We start from the raw sequence: 24,993 nt of genomic DNA on the forward strand, positions 1-24,993 counted from the left end.
ATTTGAACCTTACCAATATTTAAAGTCGTCGATTAAGCGTAAGCCTAATCTTTAAAAACACCCGGTTATTGTTTAGCCATCCATCCGGTGTGTTCTGACCCGCCGCTGCCGGTGGCATTAGCGGGCCGTTTTGGATCCGTTGCCGTTAAACTTCCGGCGTTAAATTATCAGAACTGATAAGCCAGCGTCGCGCCACCGCCCCAGTTGCGTCCGGGGGCCGGTTCGAAGTAACGACCGTTGCCTTCGTTAACAATCACCGACCCGACGTACTGGCGATCGAACAGGTTATCCACGCGGCCGAACAGATCCAGCGACCAGCGGCTCCAGTTAAAGCGATAGCCGGTGTTCAGGCTGGTTACCGCATAGGACGGTGCCTGAGCATCGTTGGCGTCATCGGCCTGAATACTGCTTAAATAGCGAATATCCGCGCCGGCGTGCCAGCCGCTTTCCGGTGCATATTCCAGCGAGGCGTAGCCCATATTGCGGGCGATACCCGGTAAGCGATTACCCGCCGGGGTGCAGCTGCCGCTGGCAGAACAGGTTTCGTTGCGGTAGGTGGCATCCAGCAGCGTCCACGCCATTTTCAAACGCCAGTCCTGGGCGAACTGCTGATCGAAGCCCAGCTCCAGGCCACGGCGACGAGTTTCCCCGGCGTTTTTATACACCGCACGACCGTACTGGCTCTTATCCACCACCAGCTCGTTGTCAGTGTTGGTCTGGAAGATGGCGGCGGTCAGCAGGCCGTAACCGATGCGGGTTTTGCTGCCGATTTCAAAGGTATCGCTGGTGGCCGGTTTCAGCCCAAGGTTCAGGCCGGTTTCGCTACCGGACGTTGAGCGATAGGAAAGCTCATTGATGGTCGGCGTTTCAAAACCACGACCGGCGGAAGCATAAAGATTCCACGCATCGGTCACCGCATAGTTGATCGAACCCATCGGCAGCAGCTTGTGATAGCGCGCGCTGCCGCTGTCGTCACCGTTGCCCTGAGTAATATAGTAGTCGGTAGAATCAAAACTGACCGTGCTGTAACGCAGACCGGCATCCAGCGTCCAGGCGGAAGAGAGCTGCCAGCTGGTTTGCAGATAGGGGTCGAGATTCCACATGGTGTTTTTCTCGTTGCGGCGCTGATCCCCTTTCTCACCGAACTGCGGCACGTTGTTCACCAGGTTGTAGTTCTGGAAGCCCTGACGGCGCTCGGTCATGGTTTCATAATCCAGGCCGGCAATCAGCGAAACCGGCATCGATCCCAGCTGGTCGTCATGCTTCCAGCGGGTATCAATCCCCTGGTATTTACGTTCCAGCACGATCACGCCGCCCGGATAAGCCGCATTCTGCTGCGTCGCGTAAGGAATGGACTGATACTGCGTGGTGTGGCGTTCGCCGTGCCACGTGGTCAACGTCAGCTCGTCGTTATCGCTCATCTGGCGCTGGTAGCGCAGGCCAATCTGAGTCTGGTCAAGGCTCTTACGCGTGTTGTACTGATCGCCGCGAGGCGACTGCTTCGGATTGGCTTTGTATTCGGCCTCGCTCAGTCCGCCGGGATCGTTAGCATCAACCGATACGCTGTTAAACATCAGCGTCAGGGTGCTGACATCGTCCAGCCGCACGCCGAGTTTGCCGTTACCGAGGCTTTTCTGCGTACCGCTATGGTCGCGGAAGCCATGGGTGGTAAAACGGGAACCGGAAATGGTGTAGTTGACGTCACCGGCCTGAGTACCGTCTCCGGTTGCACCGCTGGCCTTAACGCTGTTGCGCCAGGTGCCGTAGCTGCCGAAGTAAGTGCCTGCTTCCAGAGTGGTGGGCTGGCTGCCGGAGGTGGTGTCAATGTTCACCACGCCGCCGGAGGCGTTGCCGTAGAGCGCCGAATACGGGCCGCGCAGCACTTCCACTTTGCCAATGGAATTGATATCGATATTCGAGGTCTGGCCCTGGCCGTCCGGCATGGTAGCAGGAATGCCATCAACGTAGATGCGTACGCCGCGTACGCCGTACATGGAGCGGCTGCCGAAGCCACGCACCGACAGTTGCAGATCCTGCGCGTAGTTCTGGCGGTTCTGAATTTGCAGGCCCGGCACGCTGCCCAGGCTTTCAGACAGGTTCACCTGCGCCGTGCTGTGGCGCAGATCGTCGCCTTCCACCACGCTGACGGCGGCAGGGGTGTCCAGTTCGGACAGACCATTACGGTGTTTGATGACCATCAGGGTGGAATCCTGTCCCTGAGCGGCGGTTGCAGAGGTTTGCGCAAAGCTGACGGCTGTAGGAGCGATGATCAACATCGGCGTCAGCAGCAATACAGAGGTTTTATTTTTATTCACTGGAAAGATTCGGAGTTAACAAGCACCAAAAAACGCTCAATCCCATACCAGAATCCCCACGCCGCAAATCGAATGCGGCCAATGAGATCAGCCCGGTATTCCCGGAATAAGCACCTGCCTTCCCTGACGCGCTGATGCACAGCCACCACAGGGCAGACTCGCCAAAAAGTATATAACTCCTTGCGCAATTTGCCCGCATACAGTGCCGTGCTGCTTTCCTGCCCTCCGTCCGGAGGGATATGTGACAGTAAGAGGGGATTACATCGCCACCAATGTGATATCCGTCACAAAAATCGCAAGGATTGTAGCACTCATTAATTCGTTTGCGAACTATTGTTAACAAAATCACAGAATCGATTCCGCATATTGTTACACAGTGAAGGGTTATTCAGCGGAAAGTGTAAATTTACCGTCGTGCGCAATGGCTTTCGCCCGGTACAACTGCCGCGCTATACTAAGGACCCCCCAACCGACAGGATGCGTAATGCCGTACTCATGTCTCAGGCTGATGCCACCGCGCCTTTTCGCTGTCCCGTTTTTACGGCCGCTGCCTGCCGTACTGGTTCTGCTGCTTGCCGCCTGCTCTTCTGACTATAAAGGGGTGGAATGTAACGGCCAGCGCCAGAGCCTTGAAGGCCAGCCGCTGGGTAATGTGCAGGGATTAGTCGTTGACCGCTTCAACTCTTTTTCCGTTACCCTGCCCGATTTAACGCTGGACAGCGGCACGCTGCAATCCACTAATCGCGAGCTGTATATTCCCTCTGCCGTCACCCGCGACGGCTGGCTGGCGCAGCGTATTTCCGATCGGCAATTCAGTATTATCAATTCACCGCAAAATCAGATGATCACCTTCAACTGCCCGGCACCCGGGCAGCTGTAACCCTAAAGGCCCCAGTCCGTTTATGAATACCAGCCAACTGATCGCCAATCGTCAGACTTTCTTCGGCAGCGGCAGCCTGCAACAGCTACCGCGCCTGCTGACTGAAACACCTTTACCTACCCTGCTGTTCTGCGGCAGTTCTTTCTTGCGCAGCGATGCCTGGAAAAACCTGGAGCATCAGGTACAACCGCTGCTGGTCGGGATTGAAATTGTGCCGCACGAAGCATCACCCGGTGAGATCGACAGCTGGGTGACGCGCTGGCGCGGCAAAATCCAGCGTGTCGTCGCAATTGGTGGCGGCAGCGTGCTGGATGCGGCGAAAGCGGTGGCGGCGTTGAGCCAGCATCCGCTAAATACGCTGCGCTATCTGGAGAAAGTCGGCGACACGACGGTCAGTGGCGCAACCCTGCCGCTGATCGCCGTACCGACCACGGCAGGAACCGGCAGCGAAGTGACGCAAAATGCGGTGATTACGGATAAAGCAGAGATCAAAGTAAAAGCCTCGCTGCGCCATCCTGAATTTGTTCCGCAGGTGGCCATTCTCGATCCCGACCTGCTGCGCGGCGCACCGGATAACGTGCTGGTCTGCTGCGCGGTGGATGCTTTCACCCACCTGTTCGAGGCGTATCTGTCATCAAAGGGTAATGCGTTTACCCGTCAGACCGCCATCAGCGGCATGCAGGCCTTCGTGCGCGGCTGGCCGCAGCTGACCGAAAGCGGTTCTCAGGGCGATAGAGCACGTGAGCAAATGATGCTGGCCTCCTGGCTTGGCGGCAAGAGCCTGAGCATGGCGGGGCTGGGGGTGATCCACGGTATTGCCGGGGAGCTGGGTGCCATCAAAGATTATCACCACGGCGAGGTCTGCGGCCGTCTGCTGCTGCCGTTCCTGACTCTGCTGGACGAAAGCCCGCATCCGCAGCAGGCGGTGTTGATGCAGGAGCTTAACTTCGCGCTATTCCAGCAGACCAGCGAACAACCCGCAGAGCAGCTAAAGCAGTGGCTAATAGCTAACGCCGGCCTGGCCTTCTGGCAGGATCTTCAGCCCCTCTCCATGGATGAGGTTGACTGGATTCTTTCGCGTTCGAACAGTAAGAATTCCCTGGTCAGCTACAGCCGCGAACAGCAGCATTGGATGCTGGAACAGGCTTATCGCATCGGGTAATTCACAGAGTCGCTGAATCGTGTCTACACTTATTCTCCTGACCTAACCGCACAGGAGATTGTGATGAAGATTGATTTAAGCGGCAAAACCGCCATCGTCACCGGTTCAACGAAAGGTATCGGTAAAGGTATTGCTCAGGGGCTGGCAAAAGCCGGAGCACGGGTGGTGATCACCGGGCGTCATCAGCAGCAGGTGGATGAGCTGGTCAAAGAACTGGGCAATGGGGCACGAGGCCATGCTCTGGATCTGGGTACCGCCGACGGATGCAGCGCGCTGCTCAACGCCGAACCGCAGTGCGATATTCTGGTCAATAACGTCGGCATTTTCCCCGGTGGCGACTTCTTTGAAACTGACGATGCGCTATGGCAGAACATCTGGGATATCAACGTCATGTCGGCGGTGCGCCTGAGCCGGGCCTATATGCCGCAGATGATCAAATCCGGCTGGGGCCGCGTGGTGTTCCTCTCCTCTGAATCCGCCATCAATATTCCGGCAGATATGATCCACTATGGCGTTAGCAAAACCGCTTTGCTTGCGCTGTCTCGCGGTCTGGCAAAAGCCGCCGCAGGCACGGGTGTGACAGTCAATGCGGTGCTGCCCGGGCCAACCCTGTCCGATGGTTTCGCCGAAATGTTTAAGCAGGAAGTGGCCAACGGCGCGAAGCTGGAAGATCTGGGCGTAGAGTTTGTGAAGGCCAATCGTCCAACGTCAGTTATCCAGCGAGCCGCCAGCGTGGAAGAGGTGAGTAACATGGTGACTTACGTCTGCTCACCGCTCTCCTCCGCCACGTCCGGTGCCGCATTACGGGTGGATGGCGGCGTGGTCGAAACACCGTTTTAACCCCTCTTGCAACGCTGCCGGTGGTGGCGTTGCAGTTTTGCGTAAAGACGAATTAAAAAAACCGTTAAACCCACACTCTTCAGATTTTTACCCTTGTTAGCGACCCGCCCGAAGGCCACATTCCTTTTGTCTGAACACTGATTCAACCGAAAGGAATAACAAGATGAAAAAGACCCTGATTATGGCTTTATCCGTAATGATGATTGCCAGCAGCAGCCTGAGTGCCTTTGCCCAGGGCCCGGACAACGGCCGCGACGCACAGCAGCAACCAATAAAGCACCAGCAGCAGAAACAACAGCAGGGCAATGGCGGGCAGCCGCAGCAGAATCAGCACGCCAACGGCGGCCAACCTCAGCGCGAAAACAACGCGCGCCCGCAGCAGGCGTCGCACCAGCAGGCACACGGCAATAAACCGGAGCGCCAGCAGCCTGACTTCCGTAAGGGACGCCCTCTGCCGCAGCAGTATCGCGGTGCAGGCTATCAGGTTAACGACTGGAAAAAACACGGTCTGAAAGCACCACCGTCAGGTCATCGCTGGATGAACGTGAACGGCAACTACGTGCTGATTGCTATCGCTACTGGCGTGATTGCTTCGGTGATTGCCCACCAGTAACGACCATAGGCTGCGCCGGACAGCGGAGCTATGCCACCGCACCAGCCTCTTCCAGCCAGCCCACGCGCATTTCAGGCACCGCCCGCAGCAGCCGGGCGGTGTACTCGTCCAGCGGCGCGGTAAACACCTGATCCAGCCGCCCCTGGCGCACCACTTTGCCGTGGCGCAGTACCATCACCTCATCGGCCACCGCCTGGACCACGTGCAGATCGTGGGTGATAAACAGCATCGACACGCCGGTTTCTTCCTGTAGCGATTTCAGCAGGGCCAGCACTTCGCGACCGACCAGCGGATCGAGTGCGGAAGTCGGTTCATCGCAGACAATCAGTGCCGGATCGACCGCCAGCGCGCGGGCGATACAGACGCGCTGCTTCTGACCACCGGACAGCGCGTGCGGATAGCGATCCGCCAGCTGCGGCGGCAGGCCGACCTTTTCCAGCAGTTCGCTGACTCGCGCCTGCCGCTGCAGCGGCGTCAGCGTGGTCAGACAAACCATCGAGCGCGCAATCTGCACACCGATGGTTAGCCGCGGATTCAGCGCGGTGTCCGGATGCTGATGGATCATCTGTACCGACTGAAGCTGCTGGCGGCAACGCTGGCGCAGTGCAGCAGGCAGCAGCTGGCCGTTAAAGCGCACGCTACCGTGCGCGGGGGCAACCAGCCCGCAAATCAACCTGCCCAGCGTCGATTTTCCGGCACCCGACTCGCCAATCAGCGCCAGAGTCCGGCCCCGCCCGATGGTCAGCGAGACGTCGTCCAGCACGCGGTTGGCCTGATAATCAACGGAAATCTGCTCGGCGGTCAGCAGCGGCAGCGTGGTACTGCGCGGTTGATGCGGTTCGCCGTGGCTGTGCAGCAGATCGCGGGTATAGGCCTGCTCAGGCGCGGCCAGCAGCTCGGCGGTGTTGCCGCACTCCACCTCACGCCCGTGGCGCAGCACCATAATGCGCTGGCTGATTTGCGCCACCACCGCCAAATCGTGGCTGATATACAGCGCAGCGACTCCGGTCAGGCGGATCACTTCGCGGATCGCCTTCAGCACTTCCAGCTGGGTGGTCACATCCAGCGCGGTGGTCGGTTCATCAAAGATAATCAACTCAGGACCAGCGCAGATCGCCATTGCGATCATCGCACGCTGCAGCTGCCCGCCCGACACCTGATGCGGATAGCGGTGGAAAAAGTCCTGCGGCTGCGGCAACTGTAGCTGACTGAAAATCTCAATCGCCCGCACTATCGCCTGCTGACGATTCAGTATCCGATGGCGAATAGCCGCTTCGATCACCTGCTCGCCGATCTTTTTCGCCGGGTTAAACGCCGCGCTGGCCGACTGCGCCACGTAGGCAATTTTCGCGCCGCGCACGCCGCGTAGCTGGCGTTCGGAAAGCCCGGTCAGCTCGCGCCCGGCAAAATGGATTTTGCCGCCGCCGAGCTTCATGCCAAAACGGAAATGGCCGAGGATCGCCTGACCGATGGTGGATTTCCCCGCGCCCGACTCTCCGATCAGCCCCAGCACCTCGCCCTTTTTCAGGGTGAAGGAGATATCCTGTACCAGCACGGCATTCCCGGCGGTGACCCGCAGCTGCTCAACGCGTAAAAGTGGTTGTTGGCTCATGATTTACTCCTGCCAGCTGCGGGTGTGGTGGCTTAACAGCCAGTCGGCAACGCTGTTCAGCGCGATCGCCAGCAGCGCGATGGCCGCACCGGGGATCAGCGCGGCCCAGACGCCAAACAGAATGCCGTCTTTATTATCCCGTGCCAGCCCGCCCCAGTCGGCGGTCGGCGGCTGAATACCCATGCCCAGGAACGACAGCGCAGAAAGGAACAGCAGGATAAAGATAAAGCGCAGGGCAAACTCCGCGATCAGCGTGGTAAGCGCATTTGGCAGGATCTCACGCCACAGCACCCAGCTCAGGCGCTCACCGCGCAGCCGGGCAACTTCAATAAACTCCTGCGCAGCAATATCCACCGCCAGCGAACGCGCCACACGCAGCACCCGGGTGGATTCAAGGAAACCCAGCACCAGCACGATCACCGGAATGGTTTTCGGCAGCATCGCCAGCACCACCAGTGCAAGAATAAGCGTGGGGATCGCCATCAGAATATCGTTCAGCCTGGAGATAAGCTGGTCAACCCAGCCACGGCAGAAACCGGCCAGAAAGCCGAGAAACGTCCCGATGGCAAAGGCCAGCAGCGTTGCTACGGCGCTGACGCTCAGCGAGGTTCGGGTACCCCAGATCAGTCGGGAAAGCAGATCGCGCCCCAGGTTATCGGTCCCCAGCCAGTTTTCCGCCGTGACCCCGCTCCATGCGCTGCCCACTACCTGATCTGGCGCATACGGCGACAGCCAGGGGGCGAAAATCGCCACCAGAATAAACAGGCCCAGCCCGATCACGCCGGGCAGCACCGCAAATTTCAGCCTAAACATCCACATCAATTCCTGGTTAGTCCCGGCAGTGTGCACCTTGCTGCACCACCGAGGGTAAAAATCATACCTGCCGCTTAGCGGCTGTGGCGCAGGCGCGGGTTAGCCAGCAGCGCGACGACATCGGCCAGCAGATTCAGCAAAATATAGATCCCCGCCAGTAGCAGGGCACAGTCCTGAATCACCGGGATATCACGCTTGCTGATACTGTCGACCATATACTGCCCCAGGCCAGGGTAAACAAACACGTTTTCAACAATCACTACGCCGACCATCAGCCAGGCAAGGTTTAACACGATAACGTTAATTATCGGCCCCCAAGCGTTTGGCAGCACGTGTCGGAACAGGATCGCTGAAGGCGACAGCCCCTTCATCAGCGCCGTATCTACCCAGGCTGCATTCTGCGCACTAACCAGCGCGGCCCGGGTCATATTGCTCATATGGCCAAGGATCGCCAGAATCAGCGTCATGCACGGCAGAGCGATGGCCAGCAGTCGGTCGCCAAGCGGCATATCGTCGGAAATGCTGCTGTTGCTGGGCAGCCAGAACAGCGTGATGGAAAATATCAGAATCAGCAGATAGCCGGAGAAAAACTCCGGCAGCGATACGGCAGCGCGGGTAAACAGGCTTAGCAGCCGGTCCAGCCAGCTGCCCTGGTAACGGGCGGACAGAAAGCCGATCACCAGCGCCAGCGGTACGGCGACGATGGCGGTGAAAAAGGCCAGCGACAGCGTGTTACCCAGCCGATCCAGCAGCACCGGAGCAATTGCCTCCCGGCTGGTAAAGCTGTGGCCAAAATCACCGTGCAGCACGCCGCCCAGCCAGCCCAGATAGCGGCCCAGCGCGGGCTGGTCGAGGCCCAACTGCTCATTCAGCGCCGCCACCGCCTGTGGCGTTGCAGTCTGGCCTAGAATAGCCGTTGCCGCGTTGCCGGGCAGCAGCTGGATGCCGATAAAGATCAGCGCCGATACCACCAGCAGCATCACCACACCGGCCAACAGCCGCAGCCCGATTAGTTTTAACAGGGGAAGGTGCCCCTTCCCCTTTGTCTCACGCAAATTACTCAAAAGATATCCTGCAACCTGAAGCTGAACCGGGAAACCGTTAGGCGAACCACACTTTTTCCGCCGCGCGGTTGCCGCTCATAGTGAAGCCCGGAATCGCGACAAACCCGTTGATTTTTTTACTGCTGGCGTCCAGCGAGTCGGCATACAGCGGAATGATTTCGCTGCCCTGCTCCACCAGCATCAGCTGGATGTCGTGGTAAATCTGACGGCGCTTCTGCTCGTCCTGCTCGCCACGGGCAGCGTTAACCAGCTGGTCAAACTTAGGCTCTTTCCACTGCGACTCATTCCACGGTGCATTACTGGTAAACACCAGCGACAGCAGCGCATCCGCCGTCGGGCGCAGCGACCAGTTTGAGGAAACAAACGGTTTCTTCATCCAGACGTTATCCCAGAAGGCATCATCCGGCACGCGCTCAACCTTCAGAGGAATACCGGCACGAGTGGCCGAGTTTTGGTACAGCTGGCCGGCATCTACCGCCCCCGGGAAGCCGGACTCGGCGACGGACAGCACCAGCGGGCCGGAGAAACCGGTTTTCTGCCAGTGGAATTTGGCTTTTTCCGGATCGTAAGGACGCTGGGGAATGTCTTTCGCAAAGTACTGGCTGGACGGGAAGATCGGGTTATCGTTAGCCACGGTGCCGTAGCCGCCCAGCACGGTTTTGATAATCTGCTCGCGGTCGATGGCGTATTTCAGTGCCAGACGCCCGTCAAGGGTATTAAACGGTGCCGCCGTTGCCAGCCCCGGGAAAGTGAAGATCTGGCTGTCGCGCGAGCGCTGCAGCTGGATGTTCGGCATATTCTTCAGGCGGTCAACAATACGTGGGTTAACGCGGTTGATAATATGCGCCGAGCCGCTGGCCAGCGCCGCAACGCGCGCGGTGGAATCATTCATCGCCAGCGTTTCCACGGAATCCACGTGGCCACGAGCCGGGTTCCAGTGGTTCGGATTACGCTTCACCAGCGTACGCACGCCCGGCTTGAAGCTTTCCAGAATAAAAGCACCGGTCCCGATGCCTTTATCAAAATTCTCGTTTTCTGCGGTAATGGCGAAGTGAACGTCGCTGAGTAGCGCAATAAATTCCACGTTCGGCTCTTTCAGCTTGATCGTCACCTGATTTGGGCTGGTGGCTTCCAGCGATACAACCGGGTCGAGATAGCCCTTCACCGACGAGCTGGATTTTTCATCGCGATGGTGGTTCAGTGAATAAATCACATCTTTCGCCGTTAGCGTGCGGCCATCGTGGAACTGCACGCCCTGACGAATGTTCAACACCCAGGTTTTGCTGCCGTCACTGGTTTCCCAGCTCTCCGCCAGCGAGGGAATAATCTTGCCGTTTTCATCGACTTCCGCCAGGCAGTTAAACAGCTGGGAACCGACGAAATACATATAGGATTCGAACCAGAACGCCGGATCGAGGCGGTCGGTGCTGGAGGCGTTATCCATACCCACAATCAGATGGCCGCCTTTTTTCGGCGTGGTGGACGGCGCTTCAGCCGCCGTTGCAGCAGTAAATGGCCAGCTGGTGCAGGCCGCAGCCACCGACAGCGCACCGGTGGTTTTAATAAAGTCGCGACGATTCATATTGTGTTTCCTGGTTTTAATTTGTTTTTATTGGTTTTATCTGTCGTTGCCGTAGAGATTACTTCAGTGCCGCGGCCAGTCGACCGATATGCTCGGGACCGATACCGCAGCAGCCACCGACCAGCGTCGCGCCAGCCGCCACCCACTCCTGCGCCCAGTTCAGGTAGCCTTCAGGGTGCGTATCCTTGCGCAGTGCGCTCAGCCCTTCATTAGCGCCGCCGCTGTTGCTGCCGTGATCAAATGCGTTAGCGTAAACGCCAATGCCGATATCCGCACCCAGCTGCTCACGCACGGCTGCCGCCTGCTTCACCGCAGAAGACATCACCTCAGGGTGGCTGCAGTTGAACAGCACATTTTCTACGCCCAGTTCAATCGCCCTGCTCACCGCCGCGCCCACGCTCTCACCGGAGCGTAAGGTGCTGACGGCATCGTACAGCTCAGGCTCATCCTGCAGGGTAAATGAAAGCCACAGCGGCTGGGGCTGACCGGCAAGCACGGCATGGATGGATTCTGCTTCCGCAATCGAGCTAATCGTTTCACCCAGCCAGAGATCAACGTAAGGTGTCTGAGCGGCGACCAGTACACGATGGATCGCCTGTGCCTGCTGCTCATTAAACAGATCGGGACGATAAGAACCCAGCGCAGGGGGGAGGCTTCCGGCAACACGCACCGGGGTAATGATATCGGCAGAATCAGCAGCCTCACGGGCCAGCTGGCCGGCAAGTGCAGCCAGGCGAGCGCCATCATTTGCAAAGCGCTCTTCACCAATATGGAAGGGTACAACCGCGTAGCTGTTAGTGGTGATCGTTTCAGCCCCGGCCGCGATATAGCTGTTGTGGACATCACGGACGCGCTCCGGCGCTTCATACAGCGCCAGTGCAGACCATTCCGGCTGGCGGAAAGGTGCACCGATGCGCGCCAGTTCACGCCCCATGCCCCCGTCCAGAATTTTTACCCGCTGCGACATTCGGTTGTTCCCGTTAGCAAATTTCGAATGACAGCATGCTACATAAGTTGATGGCTACATGTCCAGACGTCTATACGCTGAAGTCCGGGAAAGTTAAGTATTAAATGCGCTCAAAGCGGTTCTCAGAGCGTACCCACTACGCTTGTTAAAAAGGAGTTTCGCCAGCCCCAATCCTAAACCAAGTACGCCCATCTGCGAGGCAACAACCCACTTAGTTTGCATTGCCAGCGAACGGTGAAGGTTGGGGATAACGCAAAGCGTCTTTTGTCACAGAAATGATGCCCCGGAAAGTAAAAAACCGGCGGCAGCGGCCGCCGGTCAGAATCAGCTTAGTAATGGCCCAGGGCACTGCCCAGAATGATCGAGGTGATCACGCCGGTAGCGGCGGCAATCAGCACATAGTTGCCGTCAATGTAGCCCCAGTACGCGCCGCGCGGCGGCTCATACAAACCGCGGCGATGCCAGTCATCCACCCGGTAGTCGTTACCGCGGAAATGTGGCGGCAGCGGCTGTCCGCGACGGAAGTCGTGGCCGTTCCAGGCAAAACGATCGCGCTCTGCCGGGCGGAAACGCTCATGATTATCGCGATCGGGTCCACGATTGTCATGACGATCCGGGCCGCCGCGATCGCTGCGATCGTGACGATCGCCCCGGTCAGGCTGGCCCCCACCCTGCTGATGCCACTGACGTTCCGGACCATTTCCCGGGCCGTCAGCGTGCGAGAAGGTGGAAAAGAAGCTGCTTGCGGTTAATACGCTAAGAACCAGTGCCAGTGTTGTTTTTTTCATCTTGATGCCCTCAATTTGCTCACGACCTGCATACTGTCGTTACCCAGCAATATCGGGCATCCGTCAACACTTCCCTATCTCCCGAACTCCTAATTCCGCCGGATTAGCGGATCTTTTTCTCGGGGCTTACGCATTCTTAACACTGTGGGCAAATTATGGATAAGCCCCGTATCCAGACTAGTTTTCCAACTGATAATCGAGGGTGATTTCGGTACTCAGCAGTTTGGAAATCGGGCAGCCCGCTTTGGCCTGCTGAATGATTTTATCAAATTCATCTTTCGCGATACCCGGCAACTTCACCTTGCTTTGCAGCACCACTTTGGTAATGCCAAATCCGCCATCGACTTTATCCAGTGAAACGTCGGCCACGGTATCAATACTCTCAGGCGTAAACCCGGCCTCGCCCAGCATCAGCGACAGCGCCATTGAGAAGCATGCCGAGTGCGCGGCCCCGATTAGCTCTTCGGGGTTGGTGCCGGGTTTGCCTTCGAAACGGGTATTAAAACCATAGGGCTGATTATCCAGCGCCCCACTCTCCGTTGAGATAGTACCTTTACCGCGCTTGATATCGCCTTCCCAGTGCGCCTGTCCTTTCTTATGAATGGTCATCGTTATCCTCCGGTTGGTTTTCACAGCTACCAGTATAGTCACTGACTCAGCACCCGCCGAGAATCGATCCGCTTACAGAACATTCTGGTGTGGAAAATCACCTGATTTTCCCGCACGCTAACGAGCCGGTTTACTCCTGCTCCTGCCACATGCGCCGATAGATCCCCCCCTGTGCCAACAGTTGCTGATGGCTACCGCGTTCGACAATCTGCCCATGTTCCATGACCAGAATCTGGCTGGCGTACTCCACGGTGCGCAGGCGATGCGCGATGATCAACACCGTGCGGCCGCGTGCCAGACGGGTCAGCGCCTGCTGAATATCCGCCTGCGAAAGCGGGTCGAGCAGCGCCGTCACTTCATCCAGCAGGATCACCGGCGGGTCTTTCAGCATCATGCGGGCAATCGAAAGACGCTGCCGCTCACCACCCGACAAACGCTGTGCCCCTTCTCCCAAACGCGTGTGATATCCCTGCGGCAGCTGTTGGATAAATCCGTCGCAGCACGCCTCACGGCAGGCGGCCATCACGTCGGCTTCGCTGGCATCCGGCCTGCCAAGACGGACGTTATCCAGCACCGAGCCGTCGAACAGCTGCACATCCTGGAAGACGTAGCCGATACGCTGATACAGTGCCCGGGTGCCGATGTGCGCCAGCGGCACGCCGCCGAGCGAAATTGCCCCCCTTTGAGGTTCATAGAAGCGCCCCAGCAGATGCAACAGCGTGCTTTTACCGCTGCCAGACGGACCAACCAGCGCGGTGACGCTGCCTTCAGGCACAGCAAATGAAACACCCTGAATTGTCGGCTGTCGGTCGTAACTAAAATGCACATCGGTAAAATGGATCGCATTGTTTTCCGGCAGCGGCTCGCAGTTCTCTTCATTCAGCACCGGTTCGTCCATCAGCGCGTCCAGCCGCTGCTGCGACTGCCGCATCACGCTCATTAAGGTGAAGTAAGCGGCAGCATCCAGCAGCGGCTCCAGCACTTTGATCGACACCAGAATAAACAGCAGCCAGGTCAGGGGATCGAGCGCCTGCTGTTGCAGCAGTCCTCCCGCCACGATAAACAGCACCACCAGTCCCAGTTCGGTAAACAGGCGGAACAGCTGCACCGCCCCGGCTCCCCAGGCTTCCAGCCCCATGCTGGCGCGGCGGATCTCACCGAACGCGTCGTCGAGCTTCGCCAGCATGTCCTGATGACGGTGGAACAGTCGCAGCGTTTTAATTCCGCCGATAAACTCGATCAGCAGCCCGGACACCCGCAGCAGCCGCTCGCTCTGTCGATGGGTGCCGCGCAGTAAAAAGTGAGATCCCCCCCACAGCAACAGCACTGCCAGCGGCAGCGGGGCAATCAGCGCCAGCGTTAGCGGCACGTTGATCGCCAGCAGGATCAAGATAAAAATCAGCGCGGTGCCGATCCCGGTCACCACTTCCGGCAGCAGATGAGAAAAAATCTGCTCGACCCGCATCATATGGTCGGTCAGTAGCTGGGTGGTGGCCCCGAGCCGGTGGCGCTGAAAATAGCCCAGCGGCAGCCGACGCAGCTGTTCCGCCGCCGCTTCACGGTAGCGCTGCATCACCTCGTAGCTGCCCACAAAGCACCAGAGCTGACCAAAGTGGGAACACAACAGCTGAACCAGCAGGCAGGCCAGCAGTGCCGTCAGCAGCTGCGGCCAATGCGACCAGCTTCCGGCCCCCGGCGTGATGTCGCCGATCGCCAGCCAGGCAATAAACAGTGGCGCAACCGTACACAGCTGGGCTATCAGCCTCAGCAGCATCCCGGTCAGCACCTGGCGGCGGCCTTCCGCACTGTGCTGAAGCGGACTAAGCATTGACATGGGTATCTTCCTCTCGGCGGATTTGCCACTGTGCCAGCTGAGACTGGCTGTGCCACATCTGTTGATAAAGCCGGTGCTCATTAAGCAGTTGCTGATGCGTTCCGCATCCGGTTAACCGCCCCGCTTCCATCACCAGCAGGCAGTCGGCCTGCTGAACGGCGAATAGCCGGTGAGCGATGGTCAGTACGGTAACCGTCGGGCGCTGCTGGCGGAGTGCCCGATAGAAGGCAGCCTCGGTGAGCAGATCGGCAAAAGCGGTGGCCTCATCAAGGATCAGCAGCGGCGTCTCCGCCAGCAGAGCGCGCGCGATGGCGATACGCTGGCGTTCACCGCCGGAAAGCCGCGCCCCGCCCTCGCCGATTGTTGTCGCCAGCCCCTGCGGTAATGCCTCGACAAAGGCACGCCCCTGAGCAATCTCCAGCGCCTGCCACAGCTGTTCATCGCTGGCCTGCGGCTGAGCCAGACGCAGGTTGTCGGCCAGCGAACCTTTGAACAGAAACACCTGCTGGCTGACCACCGCCAGCAGCGAGGCGCGGGTGGCATCATCCATCTCGGCCAGCGCCATGCCACCCAGCGTGACCGTCCCGCTCGTTGGCGGCAGCATCCCCGAGAGCAGCCCTGCAAGCGTCGATTTTCCTGCGCCGGATGGCCCCACCAGCGCATAGAAACCGCCGGGTTGCAGCGTCATATTCAGCGTATCAATCGCCGTGCGCTGCTCGTAGCTGAAGCTCAAATCGCGGGCGATTAGCGTAATACCGCTCGGCGAAGTCACCGTGGCGGCGGAATGTCCCTCTGAGGCATCATCAAGAAACGGTGCCATCCGGCTCAGACCGGCGAACAGTTCACGGATCAGCGAACCAAAAAAGGTCACGCGCAGCAGCGGCTTCAGCAGCCCGCTGCCGAGCATCAGGATCAGCAACAGCGCAGAAACCGACAGTGTTCCCTGGCTCACGCGCCACAATCCCAGCGGCAGCAAAATAAAGATGCTGGCATTCAGCAGCACCACAAACAGCGACCAGGCAGGAACCGCTCGGCGGGTGAAACGTACCACCAGCTGGTGATAGTCTCGCAGGCTGTCGTCCAGCAGGCGGAAAGAACGCGTATCCTGGCTAAATGCCTTCATCACCGGAATACCACGCACATACTCCACAATCGCCGAATTCAGGCGCTCAGTCGCCAGGTGATACTCCCGGGTACGCTCGGCCATACCGCGCAGGCACAGACGCTGGGCGACAATTGCCAGCGGCACGGTCAGCAGCGCCGCCAGCGCCATTTTCCAGTCCAGCCAGAACAGAAAAAGTGCGGCAATCAGCGGACTGAATAACGCAGAGATCAGATCGACGGTGTGGTGGGCAATAAAGTCCTCCAGCCGCTGCACGTCGTTCATGATGATTTTGCGCAGGCTGCCTGCGCTGAAGGGGGCCAACTGCATCAGCGGCAGCCGGGTCAGGGCGCGGGCAATGCGCAGGCGGGTGTGATGCAGCACGCGGAAGGCGGCCAGATGGCTAAAATAGCCCGCCAGCGAAGCCAGCAGATATTTACACACCAGCGCCAGCGCCAGCCAGCCTCCCAGATGCAGCAGCGAACCGCCCTGCTCCACCACGCCCACCGCCCGCCACAGCAGATACCAGGGCAGTAGCTCCAGCAATACGCTGCTGGCAGAGATCGTTAACGCCAGCAGCAGCGTTGATTTTTCAGCAGCAAGAAGCCGCCGCAGCGTCAGCAGCGGTGATACCGTTTCAACCGTCATAGTCTGTCCGAAGTGGGGTTAATTAAGATCCTGCAGCCAGCGTTGCGCCTGCTGTTCCGCCTGCTGCCCGCTGGCAACAACTTCGTAGGGGTAAGGTATGGTGCGGGTGGTCAGATAGCGCAGCGCTTTACGCCACAGCGAACGGCGCTTAGCCTCATCCGGTTCGACCCGAACCGCGCCCCGGCAGTAGCGCTGCTGGGCAGCGCGCGTTTCGCTGCCCCATTTCTTATATAGGCGAAAGAAGTGGGCGGAATCTTTCGGCAGCTCCACGCCGCTGAAAATCAGCACGAACGGCTGCTGACGATCGAGCACCGCCTGCAGCGCCGCGATATGCTGCGGTGCATCCTCATCCGCCACGCGCTCGGGCATCACATAGTGCACCAGCGGCCAGGCGTGCGTATCAATAACAGGTTCAGACATCTCAGACCTCTGCAGCTAACGAAAAGAAGAAGGATCGTAACGAGCGACAAACAGCCGCTGACCGGTGAACGCCATCGGTGAATCCGTCTGCGGCCAGCTTTGCAGCAGCGCAAAGCCCGCCTGGCTCAGCATCTGCTGACAGCGATGCTCACAGTGCGCTTCCAGCTGTCCGACACGTGCGTGAGCCTGGACCGCCGCAGGTGTCACCCAGTGCAGCGGCCGCTCTGCGGTATTCTGTAGCAGCATCAGCACCGCACCCGGAGCCAGCCAGGACCTCAGCTCGGCCAGCAGATGATCAGGAGAAGGCTGATTGAGCAGGTCGCTCAGCACCACCGCATCATGCAGGCTGTCGCCGGGCAGCTGGTCTGCCAGTGAGCGTTCGCTATCCAGCGGCACCACCGAGGCAGCGACGCGGGTAAAGCAGTCCTGCAGGCGCGGCGGCGTATGGCCCAGAGCCAGCAGGCTGGGAACGTCGCTGCGACTCTCGTCCAGCAGCAGGGGCAGCACGCTGACGGCGATTCCGGCAAAATAGTCGCTGATAATTCCCGGCAGATGCAGCAGCTGATGCAGATTCAGATCCGGCCGCCAATCCTTCGCCAGCGACGGTGCACGAAGCCAGTCTTCCATCTGCTGTGAACGGCTGAAGAGCGCATCCGCCAGCGGTGTTGCATCATCCAACCAGCTCATTAGCTGCCGCAGGCGATGCCGTGCATCATCAATGCGCTGTTCCAGTTGGTGCTCTGCGGGCGCACACGGTGACAGCGTCCAGATGTCATCGTCGTGGCTGTCCAGCAGCCCCTCATCAAGTAAGTGCAGATGCCAGCGCTGTAGCAGTTCGTCGAAGCAGGGGGCAATCCGCAGCTGTTGACGGCGATCGGCAATCTGCCATCGATCTTCTGCACAAAATTCCAGCCGCATCAGACTGTGCAGCATCAGCAGCGGAGCCAGGCTTTCGCTTTCGGCGAGAAACGCCGCCAGCGCGGCGCGGCGGCGATCGTCAGGCAGTTGCCCGGCAGCGTTGCTCCCGGCACGCAACCACGCGGGCTGCGGTTGATTGATCTGGCTGTTCATCTCTACTCCCGTGCGGCTAAATGTGTCGTGGCGGCTCAGCCCGCCATGCGAACCTGCTGACAGCTGCTGCGATAGCGCCCCGGCGGCTGACCATACTGACGCTGGAAAAATCGCGTCAGATGGCTGGCGTGGGCGAAACCGCAGCGCAGGGCGATATCGCTCAGCGGCAGCGCGCTCTCTTCCAGCAGGTTTTGCGCCAGCTTTAGCCGACACTCAATCACGTAGTTCCATGGCGTGATGCCAAACATGGCGCGGAAGCCGCGTTTAAACGCCATCAGGCTCAGCCCGGCGGTACGCGCCATTTCTTCAATCGACAACGGTTCGCTGGCCTGCTGGCGGATGACATCGCGGGCGGCAATCAGCCGCTTACGCTCGCGGCTGGGCAGCCGGGATGCCGTCGGTAGCGGACGCGCTTCCTGCTGCGTTTGCAGCTGCCCTAACGCCAGCCACAGCGCGTTCAGCGCCAGGCTTTCAAGATGCAGTGCAGCCAGCGGCGAAGCTTCATTCCATCCCTGCTGAATCGCCATCATCGTCGCCTTCAGCGGTTCGGTTAGCGCCGCACTAAACACCTTCGGCTCATCACCGGGTACCCGCAGGCCGCACTCTTCCACCAGCGACAGCAGCTCCGGCGAGAAGTCGACGATCAGCAAATGGTAAAAGTGATGCCGAGGGAAAAAATCATAGCCCTGGCAGCGGCCGCTGGCGCAGGAGAGCCAGAAGCTGTCCGCGCAGTAGTGCTGAATCGCCTGCCGGTTAAGGCGGAACCATCCGGCCCCCTCGCACATCATCACCAGCGACAGGTGAGCATCGCCCTCCCCGCGCAGTTCCAAATCGTCGGCCAGCGTGGCCTGCACCGAGGTTAAACGGATCTTCGGCGTCAGCTGCCAGCGCCGCATTCCCGACGTTGGCAGTTTAGCCAGCTGTGAATCAGACACAAGGCCCTCCGAGTGATAATGATTTTTATTTAGCTTTATCGTGCAATGTTCGTCCGTACTGTGCAACCGTTTTTCGGCAGCGCTCACGTAAGCTCGATTTTTTCTTTACTCACCGGGATGCCTCTATGCTTGTCTTGCGCCTTACTCCTTTGGTCATCAGCAGCCTGCTGCTCAGCCCCCTCGCGCTGGCCGCAGGTGCCAACGACTCACCGTCAGATACGATGCTGGTCAACGCCAGTAAACAGTCACCGGACTCGGCTTCCGCAAAGAACGTTTCCTCGGTGAAGGTCAGTGCGGAAGAGCTGGCGCAGGCCAACGTGACGCGCACCGACGAGCTACCCAAAGTGCTGCCGGGCCTGACGATGGGCAACAGCGGCAGCCTGATTTTCCAGTCGGTGTCGCTGCGCGGCATCTCGTCGGCGCAGGACTTCTATAATCCGGCGGTCAGCATTTACGTGGACGGCGTCCCGCAGCTGTCGACCTATGCCATGCAGGCGCTGGGCGATGTGGAAAGCGTGGAGATGCTGCGCGGCCCGCAGGGAACGCTGTACGGCAAAAGCGCGCAGGGCGGGATTATCAACATCGTCACCCGGAAACCGGATGACACGCCGCGCGGCTATGTGGAAGGCGGGATCGCCAGCCGGGACGGCTATCACACCAAAGTGAATCTGAGCGGCCCGCTCGCCACCGGCCTGCTCTACGGCAGCGCCACTCTGCTGCGCCAGGTGGATAACGGATCGATGACCAACCCGGCGACCGGCAGTGATAATCTGGGCGGCTCGCGTACCAATCTGGGCGATTTCCGTCTGCGCCTGGCACCGGAAGACCAGCCGTGGGAAGCCAGCGTGGCGGTTAGCGAAGAGTGCACCCACGCCACCCAGGACACCTATCTGCCGTACGATAATGAAAAGAGCCGCACGCTGGAAATCAGCGACGGCAGCGGCGATCCCCATCTGCGCCGCTGCACGCACAGCCAGTCGCTGAGCACCCAGTACCGTACCGACGGCTGGCTGTTCAGTCTGATCGGTGCCTGGCAGCAGCAAAACTATCAGCGTGAATTCCCCTATTCGGCCTATAACGCCAGCCTGCCGGAACGCTGGAATCAGGACACCCAGGAGCTGCGCGCGGCCACCTTCGGCGGCAACACGCCGGTGGATATGGTGTTTGGCCTTTACCGCCAGAACAGCCGGGAAACGGTGGACTCCGCCTACACGTACAGCGGCGTTCCAATCAGCAGCACCCGTGGCTGGACCGCCAACGAAACGCTGGCCGCCTATAGCGATCTGACCTGGCACCTGACCGACCGCTTCGACCTCGGCGGCGGTCTGCGCTACTCCCACGATAAATCCAAAACGGATTATAACGGCAGCAGCATGGGCTACGGCTGGGGCGACAAAGGCAAAACCCGCGACGACAATCTGCTCGGCCAGGTATCGGCAGGCTGGCAGTTTACCCCGGAACTGCGTGGCTATGTGCGCGTGGCCCAGGGCTATAAACCGGCCGGGTTCAGCATTCAGCCGACGCCGTTAGTCAGCGCCACGCCGTACGATGCGGAGAAGTCGATTAACTATGAAATCGGCTCCCGCTACGAAGGCGACGCTCTGCGAGTTCAGGGCGCGCTGTTCTACACCCACACCAAAAATCTACAGCTCTATTCCGGCCCGGTGGGCTATCAGAGCCTGAGCAACGCCGGTGCCGCCGATGCGACGGGGGCTGAACTGAGCGCGAGCTGGACGTTCACACCGGGATGGTCCTGGGATGTTAACGGCAACTGGGTACGTTCCGAGTTTACCGGCGACAGCGAACTGTATGCCGATAACCGCGTGCCGTTCGTGCCGCGCTTCAGCGCCGGAACCAGCCTGAACGGTATTGTTGATACGCCGTGGGGCGCGCTGACACCGCGCCTGGCGCTGAATCTCGTCGGCGAGCACTATTTTGACGGTGATAACACCCTGCGCCAGGGCAGCTATGCCACCACTGATATTCGCCTCGGCTGGCAGGCAACCGAGCGGGTGAATATTACCGCGTATATCGACAACCTGATGGATCGCCGCTACCGCACTTACGGCATCGTGCAGAACGGTGCGGCCTACGCCCAGGTAAACAATGGACGTACTGCGGGTCTGGACGTCCGGGTCGATCTGTTCTGATTGATAACTCACGGGGTGGTGATGTGTCCACCCCGTATTATCTGCAACCGGGATTGTGTCATCATTAATTTCGATCTGAACGCTAATCGTTATTATCATTTATTTACGATTTAAATTACGTATTAAATATCAAACACCACCAATAATCACACTATTCCCTAAAGAATGATTAACACTTAGTTTCCAAAGAAAATATCCCACCATTACAAAATAATGAAATCTCACCACATGACATATTGCAATAGCCTAATATAGATATCCGACGCCATTTCACGACAAAAAACAGATTATCTGATGAGTATCATTGACAAGACTGTCTGCACCCAAAGGGAGAAGAAGATGCCCGGATTATCCGAAGAATTATCCCGCTTTGTCGTTTCACCGCCGCAATTAATTTGCCGGGAAGGTGAGCCGGATAAAATGTACTGTAGTTTTATTTTAACGACTGATTTTTCCGGCTTTCGCGGCCACTTTCCCGATAACCCGCTACTGCCAGGGATCGTACAAATTATGCTGGCCCGCTACACCGCTGCCGCAGGAAAAAGTGCGCAGCTGGCCGGTGTTAAACGCTGCAAGTTTTTACATCCCATAAAACCGGGGGAAACGGTATCCGTTGCCGTTAAACCAGGCCGCCATACTGGCGAATACCAGGCAGTGATTTCCAGTAATGAGATAGATTGCACAAGCCTCGTTTTCGAACTGGAGCATACCGAGGCATGGCAATGACGCGATATCCCTATTTTGCTTCATCGCACTGCCTTGACGGCAGTGCGGCACCAGAACCGATTGAATACAGCGTGAAACGTATTGTGCGTTTTGACGAAGTGGACTCGCTGGAAATTGTCTGGCACGGGCACTACGCCAGCTACTTCGAAGATGCGCGCGTCGCGCTGGGGGAACATTTAGGTATTGGTTATTCCACGCTTTATCGGGAGCAGGTTCCTGCGCCGATCAAACAACTTTTTGTTAACTATCATCGCCCGCTGGCGTTTGCTGAACGCTGCCGGATAGTCGCTCGCCTGCACTGGAGTGAAGCGGCACGGATGAACATGTCTTATAAAATTATTAACACACAGGGCGAGACGGTCGCAACGGGCTTTAGCGTGCAGATGTTTACATTAAAATCGGGAGAGTATCTGACCCAGCAGCCCGACTTCTATGCCGAATTTTGTCAGCGCTGGAAGCTGGGCCAGATCCCTCCCTTGCTATCAGCCGGTAAATAATCCACCGTTAACGCCAATCACCTGGCCAGTAATATAGCTGGCCCCTTCAGAAGCGAAAAAGCTGACAACGGATGCCACCTCCTCGGGTTCGCCAACGCGGCGCAGTGGGATCGTACTGCTAATGCTTTCCAGCGGCAGCGCCGATGTCATATCCGTGCTGATAAATCCCGGAGCCACGGCGTTAACCAGTATATTGCGGCGCGCCAGCTCAACCGCCAGTGAACGGGTCGCGCCAATCAGCCCGGCCTTCGCAGCCGAATAGTTGACCTGGCCCGCAACGCCGGTTTGCCCGGCGGTGGAGGCGATATTGATAATGCGGCCCCCCCGCCTGCGCTGCATTGCCGGCAATACGGTCGAGGTCACATTATAAAAACCTCCCAGGTGCACCTGTAACACACGGTCCCACTCCTCACGCGTCATCATCGCCAGGACGTTATCACAGGCGAAACCGGCATTATTCACCAGCACTGCAGGCGCGCCGTACTGCTCGATCAGCGGCTCCAGCACCTCACGGCATTGTACCGCGTCAGAGACGTCAAAAGGCAGTAACCGACACTCCCCCCCGGCTGCGACGATTTCATCACGTAGCGCTTCGGCGGCAGTGTGCTCACGGCGATAGTTTAACCAGAGTGAAAAACCCTCTCCGGCCAGCCTGCGCGCAACAGCAGCGCCAATTCCCCTGCTCGCCCCGGTCACCAGCGCAACGTGGCTCCCTGGCCTCTGTCGTGTTGCCGCTGTATCCATGTTAATTATCTCCTTTTTTGTCTATATAACAGGGCCTATAAACTACTCGATAATGATTTTAACTCTATTTAAAATTAAAAAATTATTACATTAGAATAATAATATTCATTAATTAGACACCACAGAAACATAAGAAATTATTTTTAATAACCGCAGCATTAATAATTAAAATGAAAAACGGCATAAAACGGTAAGATGCCAAAACAACATCTATTAATGATAAAGCACTTTAAACGATAACGAAATAGAGCCTTTTTACACCTGGCACTCAAGAGCATATTGCCAGAACGGATTACTTGCAGACGTAAGCATATCCCCACGCAGGATTGCGGGGGTTCTATTGTGAATAGAATGATGCCTTGCGCATCGTATTAACATTCCATCATTCGAACAGGGAGTGGATATGTTACACCGTGTTGCTATTACAGGATTAGGGATTGTTTCCAGTATTGGAACCTCGGTCAGTGAAGTCACTGATGCGTTATATCACGGCCGTTCTGGCATCGTCATCGATCCTGTACGACAGGATTTAGGTTTTAATTCACCGTTGGCCGGTGCAATAAAAAACTTCTCCCCCCGTTTTCCGCTAAACCGTAAACAGCGTAAAACTACGCCACAGTTCGTTGAATGGGCTGCTGAAGCCGCATTTTGCGCTCTGGATGATTCCGGCCTGTCATCTGATGACATTCGCAACGACCGAAGTGGATTAATTTTTGGCTGTGACTCCAGCGTCCTGGCCGGTATTGAACAGGCCAACCGCCTGGAAGAGCTGCGTGATACGTCGCGACTGGGCAGTGGCCTGGTATTTCAGTCGATGACCTCCACCACCACCATAAACCTCAATGCCATTCTGGGTACGCAGGGAGCAAGTTGGTCAATCAGCGGTGCCTGTGCCAGTAGCGGGCACGCGGTGGGTCAGGCCGCTGACCTGATTATGCTTGGCCGCCAGGATCGCATCATTTGCGGCGGAGCGCAGGAAATCAACTGGCAGGCCACCTGTAGCTTTGATGGACTGGGTGCGTTTTCAACCCGCGTTGATAACCCGCAGTCAGCCAGTCGGCCGTTTGCCAAAAGCCGCGACGGGCTTGTACCCGGCGGCGGTGCCGCCGTTTTGGTACTGGAACGCTACGATCTTGCCGTTGCACGCAGGGCTCCGATCTGGGGAGAGATTCTCGGTTACGGCTTCTCCTCCGATGGAGAAAATATCGTCGCGCCGAGCCGCACCGGGCTGGGCCGCGCGATGCGTATGGCGCTGAAAAATGCCGAACTGATGCCGCAGGATATTTCCTATCTTTGCGCGCACGCCACATCGACCCCGCTGGGTGATGCGATGGAAGCCGGCAATATTCTTGATATTTTCGGCGAGCGCGGCGTGCCGGTTTCTTCAACCAAATCCATGACCGGGCACGAATTATGGATGAGCGGGGCCGCACAGGTGGTGTACAGCTGTCTGATGGCAAGGAATGATTTTATGACCGCCAACATTAACTTTGATGGCGGCGATGAAGCGACCTCGCATCTCGACATAATCACTGAAACCCGCCAGCAGCCGTTGACTTCAGCGCTGTGTAATTCGGCAGGCTTTGGCGGCACCAACTCCAGCCTGGTAATAGGTTTTTAA

General features: G+C 58.1%; 22 protein-coding genes. 8 read left to right on the forward strand and 14 right to left on the reverse strand.

What is annotated here, in order from left to right:
- Nucleotides 1-167 precede the first annotated feature (167 nt).
- On the reverse strand, nucleotides 168-2,276 hold the full coding sequence (gene pqqU, locus OMR58_RS20370; RefSeq protein ID WP_347710576.1) for a TonB-dependent receptor PqqU: 2,109 nt from the start codon (nucleotides 2,274-2,276) through the stop codon (nucleotides 168-170).
- 523 nt (nucleotides 2,277-2,799) lie between these two features.
- Here pqqU and OMR58_RS20375 point away from each other — a divergent pair.
- The 4 genes from OMR58_RS20375 to OMR58_RS20390 all read left to right on the forward strand — a co-directional run bounded on the left by OMR58_RS20375 (nucleotide 2,800) and on the right by OMR58_RS20390 (nucleotide 5,810).
- Nucleotides 2,800-3,195, forward strand: a complete 396-nt coding sequence (locus OMR58_RS20375) for a hypothetical protein (protein WP_234480048.1) — start codon at nucleotides 2,800-2,802, stop codon at nucleotides 3,193-3,195.
- A gap of 22 nt (nucleotides 3,196-3,217) precedes the next feature.
- A complete protein-coding gene (locus tag OMR58_RS20380) occupies nucleotides 3,218-4,357 on the forward strand; it encodes an iron-containing alcohol dehydrogenase (RefSeq protein WP_264546784.1) in 1,140 nt (379 codons plus the stop codon).
- Between the two features lie 63 nt (nucleotides 4,358-4,420).
- The gene (locus OMR58_RS20385; protein ID WP_264546785.1) at nucleotides 4,421-5,197 is read left to right on the forward strand and encodes an SDR family NAD(P)-dependent oxidoreductase; all 777 of its coding nucleotides are present in this window, start codon (nucleotides 4,421-4,423) and stop codon (nucleotides 5,195-5,197) included.
- Nucleotides 5,198-5,360: 163 nt separating this feature from the next.
- On the forward strand, nucleotides 5,361-5,810 hold the full coding sequence (locus OMR58_RS20390; protein WP_264546786.1) for an RcnB family protein: 450 nt from the start codon (nucleotides 5,361-5,363) through the stop codon (nucleotides 5,808-5,810).
- A gap of 28 nt (nucleotides 5,811-5,838) precedes the next feature.
- On the opposite strand, the gene OMR58_RS20395 is transcribed toward OMR58_RS20390, so the two are convergent.
- From OMR58_RS20395 to OMR58_RS20450, 12 genes are all read right to left on the reverse strand, one after another.
- Complete coding sequence (locus OMR58_RS20395; RefSeq protein ID WP_264546787.1) at nucleotides 5,839-7,422, reverse strand: ABC transporter ATP-binding protein; 1,584 nt, start codon at nucleotides 7,420-7,422, stop codon at nucleotides 5,839-5,841.
- 3 nt (nucleotides 7,423-7,425) lie between these two features.
- Entirely contained in the window at nucleotides 7,426-8,235 is an 810-nt protein-coding gene (locus OMR58_RS20400; protein ID WP_200559876.1) for an ABC transporter permease, read from the reverse strand.
- 74 nt (nucleotides 8,236-8,309) lie between these two features.
- Nucleotides 8,310-9,299: an ABC transporter permease gene (locus tag OMR58_RS20405; RefSeq protein WP_264546788.1), complete on the reverse strand. Its 990-nt coding sequence runs from the start codon at nucleotides 9,297-9,299 to the stop codon at nucleotides 8,310-8,312.
- A 37-nt stretch (nucleotides 9,300-9,336) separates the two neighbouring features.
- Nucleotides 9,337-10,881: an ABC transporter substrate-binding protein gene (locus tag OMR58_RS20410; protein ID WP_264546789.1), complete on the reverse strand. Its 1,545-nt coding sequence runs from the start codon at nucleotides 10,879-10,881 to the stop codon at nucleotides 9,337-9,339.
- Nucleotides 10,882-10,939: 58 nt separating this feature from the next.
- Nucleotides 10,940-11,848, reverse strand: a complete 909-nt coding sequence (locus OMR58_RS20415; RefSeq protein WP_264546790.1) for a homocysteine S-methyltransferase family protein — start codon at nucleotides 11,846-11,848, stop codon at nucleotides 10,940-10,942.
- 329 nt (nucleotides 11,849-12,177) lie between these two features.
- Nucleotides 12,178-12,636: an RcnB family protein gene (locus OMR58_RS20420; RefSeq protein WP_200559880.1), complete on the reverse strand. Its 459-nt coding sequence runs from the start codon at nucleotides 12,634-12,636 to the stop codon at nucleotides 12,178-12,180.
- A 177-nt stretch (nucleotides 12,637-12,813) separates the two neighbouring features.
- The gene (locus OMR58_RS20425) at nucleotides 12,814-13,245 is read right to left on the reverse strand and encodes an OsmC family protein (protein WP_264546791.1); all 432 of its coding nucleotides are present in this window, start codon (nucleotides 13,243-13,245) and stop codon (nucleotides 12,814-12,816) included.
- Nucleotides 13,246-13,375: 130 nt separating this feature from the next.
- A complete protein-coding gene (locus tag OMR58_RS20430; protein WP_264546792.1) occupies nucleotides 13,376-15,079 on the reverse strand; it encodes an ABC transporter ATP-binding protein in 1,704 nt (567 codons plus the stop codon).
- Nucleotides 15,066-16,829 (reverse strand): ABC transporter ATP-binding protein, encoded by a 1,764-nt coding sequence (locus tag OMR58_RS20435; protein ID WP_264546793.1) that lies wholly within the window; start codon nucleotides 16,827-16,829, stop codon nucleotides 15,066-15,068. The genes OMR58_RS20430 and OMR58_RS20435 overlap by 14 nt, the downstream gene beginning before the upstream one ends.
- Before the next feature lie 18 nt (nucleotides 16,830-16,847).
- Nucleotides 16,848-17,249 carry a hypothetical protein gene (locus OMR58_RS20440; protein WP_200559883.1) on the reverse strand — a complete coding sequence of 134 codons (402 nt, stop codon included), beginning with the start codon at nucleotides 17,247-17,249 and terminating at the stop codon, nucleotides 16,848-16,850.
- A gap of 15 nt (nucleotides 17,250-17,264) precedes the next feature.
- Nucleotides 17,265-18,320, reverse strand: a complete 1,056-nt coding sequence (locus OMR58_RS20445) for a hypothetical protein (protein ID WP_264546794.1) — start codon at nucleotides 18,318-18,320, stop codon at nucleotides 17,265-17,267.
- 35 nt (nucleotides 18,321-18,355) lie between these two features.
- Nucleotides 18,356-19,255, reverse strand: a complete 900-nt coding sequence (locus tag OMR58_RS20450) for a helix-turn-helix domain-containing protein (RefSeq protein WP_146114107.1) — start codon at nucleotides 19,253-19,255, stop codon at nucleotides 18,356-18,358.
- A 125-nt stretch (nucleotides 19,256-19,380) separates the two neighbouring features.
- On the opposite strand from OMR58_RS20450, the gene OMR58_RS20455 reads away from it, so the two are divergent.
- The 3 genes from OMR58_RS20455 (at nucleotide 19,381) to OMR58_RS20465 (ending at nucleotide 22,628) form a co-directional block, all read left to right on the forward strand.
- Complete coding sequence (locus OMR58_RS20455) at nucleotides 19,381-21,405, forward strand: TonB-dependent siderophore receptor (RefSeq protein WP_264546795.1); 2,025 nt, start codon at nucleotides 19,381-19,383, stop codon at nucleotides 21,403-21,405.
- A gap of 294 nt (nucleotides 21,406-21,699) precedes the next feature.
- Nucleotides 21,700-22,131, forward strand: a complete 432-nt coding sequence (locus OMR58_RS20460) for a hypothetical protein (RefSeq protein WP_264546796.1) — start codon at nucleotides 21,700-21,702, stop codon at nucleotides 22,129-22,131.
- Complete coding sequence (locus OMR58_RS20465) at nucleotides 22,122-22,628, forward strand: acyl-CoA thioesterase (RefSeq protein ID WP_216364334.1); 507 nt, start codon at nucleotides 22,122-22,124, stop codon at nucleotides 22,626-22,628. Before OMR58_RS20460 ends, OMR58_RS20465 begins: the two co-directional genes overlap by 10 nt.
- On the opposite strand, the gene fabG is transcribed toward OMR58_RS20465, so the two are convergent.
- Nucleotides 22,614-23,372: a 3-oxoacyl-ACP reductase FabG gene (gene fabG, locus OMR58_RS20470; RefSeq protein ID WP_264546797.1), complete on the reverse strand. Its 759-nt coding sequence runs from the start codon at nucleotides 23,370-23,372 to the stop codon at nucleotides 22,614-22,616. The two genes, OMR58_RS20465 and fabG, sit on opposite strands and share 15 nt — an antisense overlap.
- 403 nt (nucleotides 23,373-23,775) lie before the next feature.
- Between fabG and OMR58_RS20475 the strand changes: the two genes are divergently transcribed.
- A complete protein-coding gene (locus OMR58_RS20475; RefSeq protein WP_264546798.1) occupies nucleotides 23,776-24,993 on the forward strand; it encodes a beta-ketoacyl-[acyl-carrier-protein] synthase family protein in 1,218 nt (405 codons plus the stop codon).

This window comes from Erwinia sp. INIA01, from assembly GCF_025947915.1.
GTDB lineage: Bacteria > Pseudomonadota > Gammaproteobacteria > Enterobacterales > Enterobacteriaceae > Erwinia > Erwinia coffeiphila.